The following is a 14,326-nucleotide window of genomic DNA, read 5'->3' on the forward strand; positions in this document are numbered from 1 at the left end:
CCCAGCAATTTACTAGGACGTCCTACTATCTCTACGGACAGCAGTACCCCCGCCCCGTCCGGGAAGGCCCTCATGAGCGACCTGCACCGACCCGTGCACCCCGTCCGCCTGGTCACGGCTTCGGCCCTGTTCGACGGACACGACGCGTCGATCAACATCATGCGGCGGATCCTCCAGTCCCAGGGCGCCGAGGTGATCCACCTCGGACACAACCGCTCGGTGCGGGAGGTCGTGGACGCGGCGCTGGAGGAGGACGCGCACGGTGTCGCCGTCTCGTCGTACCAAGGCGGGCACGTGGAGTACTTCGAGTACCTGGTGGAGTCGTTGCGCTCGCGGGGAGCGCGGCACATCCGCGTGGTGGGCGGCGGAGGCGGCGTCATCGTGCCCGAGGAGATCACCCGGCTGCGCGACAGCGGGGTGACCATCTTCTCGCCCGAGGACGGCCAGCGGATGGGGCTGGCCGGGATGGTCAACTCGGTCGTGAAGGACTGCGACTTCGACCTCTGGGACGACAGGCCCGCCGACCCGGCGGCGGTCCTCGCGGGGGACCGTTTCGCGATCGCCCGCGCCATCACCGGCGCGGAACTGGGCAAGCTGCCGACGGAGTTCCTGGACCGGTTGCGTTCCGCCGCCGCGGCACAGGTCGTGCCGGTGCTCGGCATCACCGGCACCGGCGGCTCGGGAAAGTCCTCCCTCACCGACGAACTGGTGCGGCGTTTCCGCGTCGACCAGCAGGACAAGCTGCGCATCGCGGTGATCGCGGTCGACCCGACCCGCCGCCGGGGCGGCGGGGCACTGCTCGGTGACCGGATCCGCATGAACTCCCTCGACGGGAACCGGGTCTTCTTCCGGAGCCTGGCCACCCGTGGCAGCCACGAGCTGCCCGAGCACCTGTCCGACGTGATCGACGTGGTCAAGGCCGCCGGGTTCGACCTCGTGATCGTGGAGACGCCGGGCATCGGCCAGGGGGACGCGGCGATCGTGCCGTACGTCGACACCTCGCTGTATGTGATGACACCGGAGTTCGGTGCCGCCTCACAGCTGGAGAAGATCGACATGCTCGACTTCGCCGACGTCGTGGCGATCAACAAGTTCGAGCGGCGCGGCGCGCAGGACGCGCTGCGCGATGTCGGCCGCCAACTGGTCCGTAACCGCGAGGCGTTCGGCATGAGGCCCGAGGAGATGCCGGTGTACGGCACCTCTGCGGCGACCTTCAACGACGACGGTGTCACCGCGCTCTACCAGCATCTCAAGGCCGGCCTGGCCGAGAAGGGGCTGCCGCTGTCCGAGGGCGCGCTGGCACCGGTCCACGTGCGCCACTCCGCCGGCATCCGGCAGGTGGTGCCCGCGGACCGGGTGCGCTACCTCGCCGAGATCACCGACACGGTCCGCGCCTACCACGCCGAGTCCGGCCGACTGGCGGATGCCGCACGGCGGGTGCAACGCCTGGAGGCGGTCGGCGACGACCTCGTCGCGGCCGACTCCGACCCGACGAACGTGCGGTCGCTCCTCGAGGACGCCCGCAGGCAGCTCCCCCACCACATCACGGAGCAGATCGAGAACTGGCCCGCCGTCGTCGCCTCCTACTCCGGGGACGAGCTGGTGGTGAAGGTCCGGGACCGGGAGATCGTCACCCGCCTGACCCGCGAGTCCCTGTCCGGCAACAAGGTCCCGCGCGTCGCCCTGCCCCGGTTCACCGACCACGGGGAGCTGGTGCGGTTCTGGCGCGGGGAGAACCTGCCGGGTCACTTCCCCTTCACGGCCGGGGTGTTCCCCTTCAAACGCGACGGGGAGGACCCGGCGCGGATGTTCGCCGGCGAGGGCGATCCGTTCCGTACGAACCGGCGGTTCAAGCTGCTCTCGGAGGGCCAGCCGGCCACCCGCCTGTCCACGGCCTTCGACTCGGTCACGCTCTACGGCCGGGACCCGGACGAACGCCCCGACATCTACGGCAAGGTCGGCACGTCCGGAGTGTCGGTGGCCACGCTGGCGGACATGAAGGCCCTCTACGACGGCTTCGACCTGATCTCGCCCACGACCTCGGTCTCCATGACCATCAACGGGCCCGCCCCCACCATCCTGGCGTTCTTCCTCAACACCGCCATCGACCAGCAGACGGAACGGTTCCGAGCCGCCGAGGGCCGGGATCCGTCGCCCGAGGAGGAGGCCGAGCTGCGGGCCCACACGCTCGCGAACGTGCGCGGCACCGTGCAGGCCGACATCCTCAAGGAGGACCAGGGGCAGAACACCTGCCTGTTCTCCACCGAGTTCAGCCTGCGGATGATGGCCGACATCCAGGAGTGGTTCATCACCCACAAGGTCCGCAACTTCTACTCCGTGTCCATCTCCGGCTACCACATCGCCGAGGCCGGCGCGAACCCCATCAGCCAACTCGCCTTCACCCTCGCCAACGGCTTCACCTACGTCGAGGCCTACCTCGCCCGGGGCATGCGCGTCGACGACTTCGCCCCGAACCTGTCGTTCTTCTTCTCCAACGGCATGGACCCCGAGTACTCGGTCCTCGGCCGGGTCGCCCGCCGTATCTGGGCCGTCGCGATGAAGGAGAAGTACGGCGCGGGCGAGCGCAGTCAGAAGCTGAAGTACCACGTCCAGACCTCGGGACGCTCCCTGCACGCCCAGGAGATGGACTTCAACGACATCCGCACCACCCTGCAGGCCCTCACCGCGATCTACGACAACGCCAACTCGCTGCACACCAACGCCTACGACGAGGCCGTCACCACCCCGTCCGAGGAGTCGGTACGGCGCGCACTGGCGATCCAGCTCGTCATCAACCGCGAGTGGGGCCTGGCGATGAACGAGAACCCCCTCCAGGGATCGTTCGTCATCGACGAACTCACCGACCTGGTGGAGGAGGCCGTACTCCGGGAGTTCGAGCGCATCAGCGAGCGCGGTGGTGTGCTGGGCGCGATGGAGACCGGCTACCAGCGGGGCCGTATCCAGGACGAGTCGATGCTGTACGAGCAGCGCAAGCACGACGGCACCCTGCCCATCATCGGCGTCAACACCTTCCTCCGCCCCGGCGGCGACAGCCGGCCCCCGGAGCTGGAACTCGCCCGGGCCACCGAGGTGGAGAAGCAGTCCCAGCTGGAGCGGGTGCGGGACTTCCGGAGCAGCCACCGCGACCCGGCCCACGAGGCCCTGGCCGCTCTCAAGGACGCGGCGACCAGTGGCCGCAACGTCTTCGCCGTCCTCATGGACGCCACCCGGTTCTGCTCCCTTCAGCAGATCACCGAAGCCTTCTTCGAGGTCGGCGGCCAGTACCGCCGGAACGTCTGACCCACCCCCGAAACCACCCCGCAGCGATTTCTCAGATAGGACCTCCGATGGATCCCGTCAACCGTCTCGGCGTCGTCGGCTGCGGCCTCATGGGCTCCGGCATCGCCGAAGTCGCCGCCCGCAGCGGCATCGACGTCCGTGTCGCCGAAGCCACACCGGACGCGGTCGAGGCGGGCCGCCGCCGGCTCACCGCCTCCCTCGACATGGGCGTACGGCGTGGCAAGCTCAGCGAGGAGCAGCGGGACCGGGCCCTCGCCGGGCTCTCCTTCACCCATGACCTCGGCGACATGGCCGACCGTCAGTTCGTCATCGAGGCCGTCGCCGAGAACCGCGACATCAAGGCCGATGTCCTGCGTGCCCTGGACAAGGCGGTCGAGGACCCCGCGGCCGTCCTGGCCACCAACACCTCCTCGATACCCGTCGTCGATCTCGCCGTCGTCACCGGGCGGCCCGCGCAGGTCATCGGCATGCACTTCTTCAATCCCGTGCCCGTGCAGCAGTTGGTCGAGCTCATCCCCACCCTTCTCACCAGCGAGGACACCGTGCGGCGCACCCGCGGCTTCGCCGAACGGCTGGGTAAACAGGCCATCGAGGCGCCCGACCGTTCCGGCTTCGTCGTGAACGCCCTCCTCGTGCCCTACCTGCTCAGCGCGGTACGGATGGTGGAGTCGGGCTCCGCGCGGCCGGAGGACATCGACCGGGGCATGGAACTCGGATGCGCCCACCCCATGGGGCCGTTGCGTCTGCTCGACCTCATCGGCCTCGACACCGCCCAGGCCGTGGCCGAGTCGATGTACGAGGAGTACAAGGAGCCGCTGTACGCGCCGCCCGCCCTGCTGCGCCGCATGGTCGCCGCGGGCCACCTCGGCCGCAAGAGCGGCCGCGGCTTCCACACCTACGACGCCTGAACGGGCGTCGGCCGCCCCACGCCCGTGAGGACCTGGCCACGCGGCAGCGGAAGCGTTGTCAGGTCGGGTCCAGGTCGGCGCGCACCAGATGGTGGTCCGAGTACGGGGTGAGGTGCACGCGGTGCTCGAGCGGGGCGATGCCTCGCAGGAAGACGTAGTCGAACTTGCTGTTCCAGTCGGTGGTCAGCCCGCAGGGGCCGGCGGAGGAGGGACGACACCGGGGGTCCGTGTCCGCGGCCAGCTTCCATATAGGGGTGAGCTCGGGAGCGTCCGGCACGGCGTTGAAGTCACCGAGAAGGATCGCGCGGTCGTGCCGGGCGAAGTCCGCGGCGAGCACGGCGGTCTGCTCCGCCCGGACCGCTTCTTGCCGTCGCTGGGCGAGGTGTGTGTTGAAGACCCGGACGGATCGGCCGCCCACCGTGGTGGTGACCGCCAGGTAGCCGCGGTCCTCCGACCCGCCGTCGGGGTATTCCACGTTGACGCGGTCCGTCATCGGTGCCGCCGAGAGGATTGCCTGGCCGTAGCCTCCCGGACTCCACGGCGCTCCCCCGCAGCGGCCCCAGTTGCGAAGAACCGTCCCGTACTCGACGTGGTAGACCAGCCCGTGCAGGTTCTCCAGATGGTCCCGGATCCTCTCGACGTCACGCACGCAGGCTTCTTGCAGGCCGATGACCTGGGGCGCGTACGTGGCGATCTCCGCTGCCCGGTCGACGTCGCTCTCGTCGCAGGGGTTGCAGATGTTCCACGTCATGACCCGGTTCGGTACGACGTCCCTGACGGCATCGACGGGCAGCGACCTGGCGAAGAGGACCCCGCTCGGCGCACTGGGGCCGACGAGAACCATGCAGGCCACGGCCACGGCACCCGCGAGTAACCGCGTGTTCCTTCCCAGCACCATCGTCTCCTCGACCTGGATCCACCGACCTGGATCCCCACGGCACCTGACGTCTCCCCACCCGAGAGTAGGGGACGAGTCTGTCAACCAACCATGCTCCTCACCCTTCACCAGGCTCTCGTCGCCCACGGGGGCCCGACGGGCGCGGAGTTCGCGGGCCGCGATGTCGTCCGCGTCTTCCCGGTCGACGCGCCGGGCGCCTCCTCGTTCACCCCGTCTTCCACCCCGTACAACCCTTTGTGCACCGAGAACGTCGTACGGGCGTCGGATCATCGAAACGGGAGCATCACGTTGCGCATACGTACCCTGCCCGTGGCCACGGCTGCCGCCGTACTCGCCCTTGCCGTCACCGGGATCGGGGCGCCCACGGCTGTCGCGGCGCCCTCCGGTCCGGCGGACGACTTCAACGGCGACGGCTACCGCGACCTCGCCATCGGCACACCCAAGGCGAGCGGCGGCACGGTCACCGTCCTCTTCGGCTCCGCCGCCGGCGTCAGCCGCACCCGCTTCGTGAACGTCACCCAGAACACCCCCGGCGTGCCCGGCGCCTCGGAGAGCGTGGACAGGTTCGGCGAGAACGTCACCGGCGGCGACGTGAACGGCGACGGCTACGCCGACCTGATCGTCGGCGCGCCCGGCGAGGAGGTCACCGGCAAGCCGCGCGGCTCGGTGACGATCGTCTGGGGTGGTGCGCAGCCGTTCACGTCCGGTGGAATCGCGCTCACCGCGCCGACCGCCGAGGCCGCCGGCTTCGGCGAGGGCGCGGCCTTCGCCGACCTCGACGGGGACGGCACCGGCAACCTGGCCGTCGTCGGCACCGACACCTTCTGGTGGTACGCCGACGGCGAGCCCACCCAGGACGGCGCGTTCGGCCCGGAGATGGAGTTCCTGCCGGACGGCGTACAACTGGACGGCATCGTGGCCGCCCACTTCTCCTCCCAGGACGGCGGCAACGGTTTCGAGTACGTCCTGCACGGCCGCCAGTACGAGGCGGACGGCTCCCCGATGCCCGGCTACCTCGGCGTGCTGCGCGGCGGCCCCGGCGACATCGGCTCCTCCCACACGGTCCTCAGCGACGACGGGACGACGGGCTCCGCCGCGTGGTGGTCGTCGGCCGTCGCGACGGGCGACATCAACGGCGACGGGTACGACGACCTGGTCACCGCCGACGAGGCGGGCGTCGAGGGCGGTTCGTTCATGGTGCGGTACGGCTCGGCGACCGGTCTGCCGCTCAAGGGCCGCACGTACCACCAGGACAGCCCCGGAGTCCCGGGCACCGACGAGGTCGGTGACGACTTCGGTTCGGCGCTCGCCCTCGGCGACGTGACCGGCGACGGCCGCGCGGATCTCGCGGTCGGTGCTCCGTACGAGGACGTGAACGGCAAGCGCAACGTCGGCGACGTCGTGCTCCTCAAGGGCGGTGCCGACGGCCTGACCACGACCGGCGCCCAGTCCTTCCACCAGGCCACGACGGGTGTGCCGGGCGCCGCGGAGGCCGGGGACCACTTCGGCTCCTCGCTCCGGCTGCGCGACATCAACGGCAACGGCAAGGCCGACCTCGCGGTCGGCGCGTTCGGCGAGGACGTCCTGCCGGACGGTTACGACGACGGCGCGGCGTGGGTGCTGCGGGGCGCGGCCGCCGGCCTGACGACGACCTCGGTGACGTCCTTCAACGCGACGGACTTCGGGTACCCGGTGGTGTCGGGCCGGAAGTTCGCGGACGTGTTCGCTCGCTGAGCCGGGCGCCGCCGAGCACGGCTTCCGCTGGGGGTGTGTCGTTCGGGTCATCGGGAGGCGCAGGTCTGTCCGCACGAGCCTGCCACGCGGTGTCCGAGAAGGCTCATGGTCCGCGGGCGCCCGCACGGCCCGCGGACGGCTCGCGGACGGCCCCGAACGGTGCTCCGGTGTGCGCGCCACCCGCCCGCATCGGCCGCGAACAGGCGGCGCGGGGGCGTTTCCGGCGTGCTGGGCGGCCACGGCAGCACCGGTGGCGGTCAGGCCGTCGGCGGACGGAGTGCACCCCGTACGGGTGACGACGCGGCGGACGAGTCGGGCGTGGCCGACGTGGTCCCGGGACGGGTGTCCCGCCCCGACCGGGGAGGTGAGCAGCCGTGGCCACGTCCGGGCAGGTCGCACGGCAGGGGCGGAAGCCGACGGGACCCCGGGTGATCTCCGCCGGGCCGCAGCGACGATACTGGCAGGCGCACATGCCCCTGCTTCCCGATGGACTCATGCCGACCTCCCCCTCAGCCCGTCCCACGATTCCCCCGACGGTGTGGCCGGCTCGCGGCCGCCACGTCGGACCCGACGCGGAAGGCGTACTCCGTCATACCCTGCGACAGCTCAAGGACAGCCAGGCCATCGACGACTTCCTGGAAGTGCCCGATTCCGGGGCCGACTCCGGGGGCGACTCCCCTGAGCGGGTCTTCGAGGCGCGATGGCGGGTTCCCGACGAGGTGACCGTGCGCGCCCGGCTGAGCCTCGCGCCCGACCTGGGCGGCGGGCGGGAGTGGACCCTGCTCGCGGAGGCGGAACAGCCGTGGGACCCGGCATGGCCCTCCCCCGTCACCCGGTTCTGGCCGGAGTACGGCGACTGGGACCACGACGCCGCCACCGGCCTCTCGCTGAGCCGGATCACCACCCTGCCCGAGGACGACAAGGACGTACGGCGCCTGCTGAGGGACTCCGGGCACGACGGATGGTGCGTCCACGTCGTCGTCCACGAGGCCATGACCACGGACGAGCGCGGTCGGCTGCCTCTCACCCGATGGCTGCCGGCGACCCTGCGCCACCGCGTCGTGGAACACCGGGCCGCGCCGCATCAGCTGCGGGTCGTGAACTGGGCGCTGCGGGAGTTCGACGTGGAGGTGCCACGCGGCGGCGCGGTGGTGCTGCCCGGCACCCCGGCCCCGTCCGGCTACGACGCCGAGGACTTCACCGTGCGTACGGTGTTCCTGGACGGTTCGGAGCCGGCCGACCTCGTCGCGGCGGTGACGCGGTTCGCCGCGCTTCCGCAGCCGCTTCCGGACGGTGCCGGCGAGGCCCTCACCGCACTGCGGGAGGACTGGCACCTCCTCACTCTCGAGGAGGAACTCGCCCGGGAACGGAAGCGGGTGGCGATGTACGTCGAGGCGCTGGAGGCCATGACGCAGTCCCGGGACCTGTACCGGGAGGCGACCGAACGGGCCCATGAGGCGCTCGCCGCCTACCGCGAGTCCGCCGGGGCCGCTCCCGCCGGACAGCAGCCGTCCGGTGCGAGGACGACGTCTCCGTTCCAGCAGCTGACGCGCACGCTGGAGCGTCTGAAGGGCGGCGCCAAGGCCCTGCGCCCCGCCGCCACGGGCCAGGACAAGGAGGAGGACACGGACGCCGGGCCGAAGGGCTCGGACGGCTAGCGAGTGGCGGCCGAGGTTTCCGCGGCGAGCTCGGACCGGACGACGACTCGGACCGGACGACGACGACGCCGGTGTCCCGGTCGTGGACCGTGTCCGGCGCCCCGCGGTGGCGAGCAGCCGGTCAACGCGCTCCCGCTCGGTGGTGTGGCGTCATGCGAAGGCGTCGCGCAGGGCGGGCAGCAGCGTCTTCTCCGACCAGTCCAGATACGCGGGCTGCGACTCGCCGCCGATCTGCACCAGGGCGATCTCGGTGAACCCGGCCTCGGCGTACGGGCGTACGGCCTCGACGAAGGCTTCCGGATCGTCGCCGCACGGGATGGACGCGGCGACGTCGTCGGGCCTGACGAACTGTGTGGCCGAATCGAACGAATCCGGGTGCGGCAGCTCGGAGTTGACCTTCCAGCCGCTGCCGAACCAGCGGAACTGGGAATGAGCGCGCCGCACGGCGGTGTCGCGGTCGGGGTCGTAGCACACCGGCAGCTGGCCCACGCGCGGCTTGCCCGTGCCGCCGTGCCGGTCGAAGGCCTGGAGCAGCCCCGCCTCGGGCTCGGTGGCGATGACCAGGTCGGCGAGCCTGCCCGCGAGGGCGCACGACTGCTCGCCGGAGACGGCGATGCCGAGCGGCGGCGGCTCGTCCGGCAGGTCCCACAGCCGGGCGGATTCCACGTCATAGTGCGCCCCGTGGTGGTTCACGTGGCCGCCCTCGAAGAGTGCGCGGATGATCTCCACCGCCTCCTCGAGCATGTCGTGCCGTACGTTCACGGACGGCCAACCGCCGCCCACCACGTGTTCGTTGAGGTTCTCACCTGAACCGAGCCCCAGCCGGAACCGTCCTTCCGAGAGCAACTGCATCGTCGCCGCCTTCTGCGCCACCACTGCCGGGTGATAGCGGAACGTCGGGCAGGTCACGTACGTCATCAGCGGAATGCGCGAGGTCGCCTGGGCGGCCGCGCCCAGCACGCTCCACGCGTACGGAGCGTGGCCCTGCGAGCGCAGCCACGGGAAGTAGTGGTCGGAGGTGACCGAGAAGTCGAAGCCCGCGCTCTCGGCCCGAACCAGATGGTCGACGAGCTCACGGGGACCGGCCTGCTCGGTCATCATCGTGTATCCGATGTGCACCATGGGGCCCGGGTCCCCGTCCGGGGCGGTCGAAAACAACTCGTCGACGCCGCTCCGTCACGTCGTCGCGTGGGCGGGGGCGACGCGTCTCGGGCGGGGGCGCCTACCGGGCTCCGAGTACGGCCTCCAACTGCCCCAGCGGATCTTCGCCCACGAAGCGCAGGACGACCGTGTCCGCGCCGGCCGCCGCGAGGGCGCGGATGCCGTCGGCGGCCCGGGCGGCGTCGCCGGACACGGTGAAGACCTCCTCCTGGGGGCGGCCCAGCCACGCGCCGTGGCCCTCGGTGTGGGGGTGGAGGGTGCGCGCCACCTCGTCGGGGTCGTCGCCGACGCACGCGAAGGCGAAGACGGTCAGGGTGTGGTCGGCGGTGGCGCCGCCCTTGGCGGTCAGCTCACGGATGTGTTCCAGATCGCGCGGACCGTGGCCCTCGGCGATCAGCGTGCCGTCGGCGACCCGGCCGGACAGTTCGAGGGAGAGCGGGCGCACCACGCCCGCGACGACCGGCGGGACCTCGGCCGGCGGATGGACCAACTCGACCCCGTCCAGCTTCACTTCACGCCCCGTCACTTCGACACGCTCACCGCGCAGCAGCGCGCGCACGGAGGTGATCGTCTCCTCCAGCAGAGCCAGCGGGGAGCGGGGCGCGACACCGACCTGGACCATCCAGTCCCGCACGCCGTGCCCGATGCCGGCCACCAGCCGGCCGGGGAACACCCGGGCCAGTGTGGCCAGTTCCATCGCCAGCAGCGCCGGGCTGCGCAGCGGGGCCGGGGTGATACCGATACCGATCCGCAGGCGGTGCGTCGCGCCCAGGGCCACGGCCGCCGCCGACACGCCGCCGTTCCAGCCGAGGTCCTCCACCACCCACAGATCGTCCACACCGAGCGCCTCGGCCCGCCGCGCGAACTCGGGCAACCCCTCCGGGGCCCAGTCGCGGTCGTGCATCACACCGATCCGTACGTTTGTCATAGGGGCGAACCTACGCGGCTGACAACGAGCGGATCAACGGCGTTTCACGGCACATCCGCTGACGAACGTCCCATCCGACAACGCCTCGGCCAGGGCAATCAGCACGGTCCGCGTTCCCCGCCCTGAGCCAGCCCTTGGAGAAGCTTCGGCGCAGTCACCTCACCTCACTTCACCTCACAGCCGTCAACCGGCGAAACGCCGCGTACGTCATGCTCTGCGACGGCGGCCGGCCGCCCACAATGGGCCACCGACGAACCATGGGAGGAACCCCAGTGGCCGACTACTCACTGACCCTCGACGACTCGGAGATCGCGCGCTACCGGCTCATGGCCGACATCGCCGAGCGGCGTGAACGCGAGCTGTGGACGTCCGCCGGGGTGGCTCCCGGGGCGCGGATCGCTGACGTGGGGTGCGGGCCGGGCGCGCTCTCGGTGCGGCTTGCGGACATCGTCGCCCCCGACGGTGCCGTCTGGGCCGTGGACCGCGACGCTGACGCGCTGGCCGTCGCCGCCGCGCTCGCCGAACGCTCCGGCGTCCCCGTGCACACCGGCACCGGATCCGCCGACGCCACCGGGCTGGCCGAGGGCTCGTTCGACGTGGTGATGCTCCGGCACGTGCTCGCCCACAACGGCGGCCGGGAGCAGGCGATCGTGGACCATCTCGCCGAGCTGGCCAGGCCCGGCGGCGGCACGGTGTACCTCGTCGACGTCGACGCGACCGGCTTCCGGCTGCGGGGCGCCCCCGCCACGTACGACGAGATGGACGAGCGCTACCGCGAACTGCACCGACGCCGGGGCAACGACCTCGCCGTCGGCACCCGGCTCGACGAGCTCCTCACCGCCGCCGGTCTCGAAGTCATCGCCTACGAGGGCCACATCAACGTCATGACGCCCCCGCCCGGGATGCGCGGTCCCGCCTGGGCCGCCCGTGACGCCCTGCTCGCCGAGGGCCTCGTCACGCCGGACGACATCGCCCGATGGGACGAGGCGTTCCACGAGGTCGAACAGGCTTTGACCGACCTCCGCTTCTTCGGCAACACCTACGTCGCCATCGGCCGCCGCGCCTGACACCGGGCACCACGGTGCCGACGCGCCCGACGCAACCTGCGCGACCTGCGCGACCTGCGCGACCGACGGCCTGCCCGGTCCGGGCCGTCCGCCTGGGACCGGACCGATGCCGTGGTGGTGGCACGGCCGGAAGGACGCGTGCCACCACCACGGCGGTCGGAACCGGAGCAGGTCCGCCTACGACAGGGTGACGCGGTCCGGCGTCCCTGTCTCGTTTCGGGCGGACCGGCGTCGGCGGATCAGGGCGAGGACCACCACACCCACGGCCACCAGGGTCGACAGGACGACCTGGTCACGGCCGCCGCCGTCGGCCGTGTCGGTGAGCATGTAGCCCAGGACGAAGGTGATGAGGGCGATGGTGGCCCAGGTCAGGTAGGGGTAGAGCCACATCCGGACGACCAGCTTCTCCGGCGACTCCCGCTCGATGATCTTGCGCATCCGCAGCTGGGAGAAGCAGATGACCAGCCAGACGAACAGGGCGATCGCGCCGGAGGAGTTGAGCAGGAACTGGAAGACCGTGTCCGGCCACAGGTAGTTGAAGGCGACCGCGACGAAGCCGAAGACCACCGAGGCCAGGATGGCCGCCCGCGGGACTCCGCTGCCCGTGGTCCGCCCGAAGCCGGCCGGGGCGTCGCTGCGCCGGCCGAGGGAGAAGGCCATGCGCGAGGCGGTGTACAGGCCGGAGTTGAGACAGGACAGCACCGAGGTCAGCACGATGGCGTTCATGATCTGGCCGGCGTGCGGGATGCCGATGGAGCTCAGGGCGGCGACGTACGAGCCGTCCTTGAGGATCGCCGGGTCGTCCCAGCGCAGCAGCGACACCACGATCAGGATCGAGCCCAGGTAGAACACCGCGATCCGCCAGATGACGCTGTTGGTGGACTTGGTGACGGCGGCCCGCGGGTCGGCGGTCTCGCCCGCCGCCAGGGTGACGATCTCGCTGCCCATGAAGGAGAAGACGACCATCAGGACGCCGGTGAGGATCGCTCCGGGTCCGTTCGGCAGGAAGCCGCCGTGCGCGGTGAGGTTGGAGAAGCCGGACGCCGGGTGGTCCGAGCCGGGCAGCAGGCCGAAGAGAGCGAGGCCGCCGACCACGATGAACGCTGCGATCGCGACGACCTTGATGCCGGCGAACCAGAACTCGAACTCGCCGTAGGAGCTCACCGAGACGAGGTTGGTGGCGGTGAGGACGATCATGACGATCAGGGCCCAGCCCCACTGGGGGACCGCCGGTATCCAGCCCGCCAGGATCTTGGCTCCGGCGGTCGCCTCGACGGCGAGCACCACGACCCAGAAGAACCAGTACAGCCAGCCGATGGTGAAGCCGGCCCAGCGGCCGAGCGCACGGTCGGCATAGGCGGAGAACGAGCCGGAGGTGGGGTTGGCCGCGGCCATCTCGCCGAGCATGCGCATCACGAGAACGACCAGGACGCCGACGAGGGCGTACGAGATCAGGATGCCGGGGCCGGCGGCGGCGATGCCTGAGCCGGAGCCGACGAACAGGCCGGCGCCGATGACACCGCCGATGGCGATCATCGACAGATGGCGGCTCTTCAGTCCGGCCTGGAGGCCGGACTGAGGCTCTGTGGGAGGGCTTTTGGGGACGGTTGTGGTCATCTCGACATCCATGGAGGGAGTGCGGACCAGGGCGTCTGGAAATTAGTTCAGTACGATCGAAAAGAACAAGACTTGTTTAACTGTTCACCTTGCTCTATTTTTCGTGCAGCGCGGACGGCGTCCTCCGTCCTCCGTGGCTGCCACCGTGTCGTCCCCGTGTTCCGGTCCCCTGGGGAGTCCCCATGCACCACACCGCGGCATGGTCGCGAGAGCCTTACGAACGGATGCCGTCGCCGTGCGCCGTGCCCACGCCCAGCAGGCCGTTAAGGTGGCGTCGTGGTGAATGCAGCGGGCAAGTTCGGTCCCTACAACCAGCCGGCGCCCGCGCGGCCCGCGCCGCTCGGCGGGGCGTGGGACACCCGCGTCCTGGCCGGTCGGGGACCCACGGGAGCGGAACTGGTCAGGTCCAGGATCGCCCTGCGGTTGCGTCTGAGGTCCGTGGCGCCGGGCGACCGACTGCCGGACGCGGGCGTCCTCGCCGAGGAACTGGGGATCAGCGAGATCACCGTGCGCCGCGCGCTGGAGGCCATGTGTCAGGACGGTCTGCTCGACCGTCGTCGGGGCCGGGCGGGCGGGACCTTCGTCGCGCCGGACTGGGACACGGTCGTCGCCGTGCTGCACGACGTCGACGAGGCGGCCTCGCTGGACTCCTTCCATCTGCTGCTCGAATGCGGACTCGTGGCCCACAGCTCCGGCGAGGTCCCGGACGGGCGGCTCGACGGACTGCGGGCGCTGGTCGAGGAGATGGACGATGCCGAGGATCCGGCCCGGCTGCTGGAGCTGGAGACCCGCTTCCATCTCGACCTAGCGGAGGCCCTCGGTGGCGTCGGGATCCGTGAGTTCGCCGCGGACCTGCTCGGTCGGCAGTGCCTGCTGGGGCCCGCGCCGGATGCCTCGGTCGTACGGGCCCGCAACCGCTGCCACGCCGACCTGCTCGTCGAACTCGCCCGTGGCGCGATGGACCCGGCGGTGCACGCGGTGAAGGCACACCGGCACGCCGGACCGAACTGACCCCGCCCCCGCCCCCGCCCCCGTCCCCGTCCCCGTCTCCGCGT

10 protein-coding genes are annotated in these 14,326 nt (G+C 71.0%); 6 read left to right on the forward strand and 4 right to left on the reverse strand.

The window, feature by feature from the left end:
- The first annotated feature begins 72 nt into the window (after positions 1-72).
- Positions 73-3,300 (forward strand): fused isobutyryl-CoA mutase/GTPase IcmF, encoded by a 3,228-nt coding sequence (gene icmF / locus OG272_RS00875; RefSeq protein WP_327731960.1) that lies wholly within the window; start codon positions 73-75, stop codon positions 3,298-3,300.
- A 47-nt stretch (positions 3,301-3,347) separates the two neighbouring features.
- On the forward strand, positions 3,348-4,208 hold the full coding sequence (locus OG272_RS00880; protein WP_326573249.1) for a 3-hydroxybutyryl-CoA dehydrogenase: 861 nt from the start codon (positions 3,348-3,350) through the stop codon (positions 4,206-4,208).
- Positions 4,209-4,266: 58 nt separating this feature from the next.
- On the opposite strand, the gene OG272_RS00885 is transcribed toward OG272_RS00880, so the two are convergent.
- Positions 4,267-5,106, reverse strand: a complete 840-nt coding sequence (locus tag OG272_RS00885) for an endonuclease/exonuclease/phosphatase family protein (protein ID WP_327731958.1) — start codon at positions 5,104-5,106, stop codon at positions 4,267-4,269.
- Positions 5,107-5,196: 90 nt separating this feature from the next.
- Between OG272_RS00885 and OG272_RS00890 the strand changes: the two genes are divergently transcribed.
- On the forward strand, positions 5,197-6,840 hold the full coding sequence (locus OG272_RS00890; RefSeq protein WP_405892166.1) for an FG-GAP-like repeat-containing protein: 1,644 nt from the start codon (positions 5,197-5,199) through the stop codon (positions 6,838-6,840).
- A 494-nt stretch (positions 6,841-7,334) separates the two neighbouring features.
- Positions 7,335-8,498, forward strand: a complete 1,164-nt coding sequence (locus OG272_RS00895) for a hypothetical protein (protein ID WP_405892168.1) — start codon at positions 7,335-7,337, stop codon at positions 8,496-8,498.
- Between the two features lie 150 nt (positions 8,499-8,648).
- Here OG272_RS00895 and OG272_RS00900 read toward each other — a convergent pair whose 3' ends face one another.
- Both OG272_RS00900 and OG272_RS00905 read right to left on the reverse strand, forming a co-directional pair.
- Positions 8,649-9,620, reverse strand: coding sequence for an LLM class F420-dependent oxidoreductase (locus OG272_RS00900; RefSeq protein WP_326573257.1), 972 nt, complete (start codon positions 9,618-9,620; stop codon positions 8,649-8,651).
- A 100-nt stretch (positions 9,621-9,720) separates the two neighbouring features.
- Positions 9,721-10,587, reverse strand: coding sequence for an LLM class flavin-dependent oxidoreductase (locus OG272_RS00905; RefSeq protein ID WP_405892170.1), 867 nt, complete (start codon positions 10,585-10,587; stop codon positions 9,721-9,723).
- Positions 10,588-10,844: 257 nt separating this feature from the next.
- Here OG272_RS00905 and OG272_RS00910 point away from each other — a divergent pair, with 257 nt between their 5' ends.
- A complete protein-coding gene (locus OG272_RS00910; RefSeq protein ID WP_405892171.1) occupies positions 10,845-11,654 on the forward strand; it encodes a methyltransferase domain-containing protein in 810 nt (269 codons plus the stop codon).
- A gap of 177 nt (positions 11,655-11,831) precedes the next feature.
- On the opposite strand, the gene OG272_RS00915 is transcribed toward OG272_RS00910, so the two are convergent.
- Positions 11,832-13,271 (reverse strand): amino acid permease, encoded by a 1,440-nt coding sequence (locus OG272_RS00915; protein WP_405892173.1) that lies wholly within the window; start codon positions 13,269-13,271, stop codon positions 11,832-11,834.
- A gap of 276 nt (positions 13,272-13,547) precedes the next feature.
- Here OG272_RS00915 and OG272_RS00920 point away from each other — a divergent pair, with 276 nt between their 5' ends.
- Positions 13,548-14,282, forward strand: a complete 735-nt coding sequence (locus OG272_RS00920; protein ID WP_326573265.1) for a GntR family transcriptional regulator — start codon at positions 13,548-13,550, stop codon at positions 14,280-14,282.
- Positions 14,283-14,326: the final 44 nt, after the last annotated feature.

Origin of the sequence: Streptomyces sp. NBC_00104, from assembly GCF_045160825.1 — a bacterium.
In the GTDB taxonomy this organism is placed as follows: domain Bacteria; phylum Actinomycetota; class Actinomycetes; order Streptomycetales; family Streptomycetaceae; genus Streptomyces.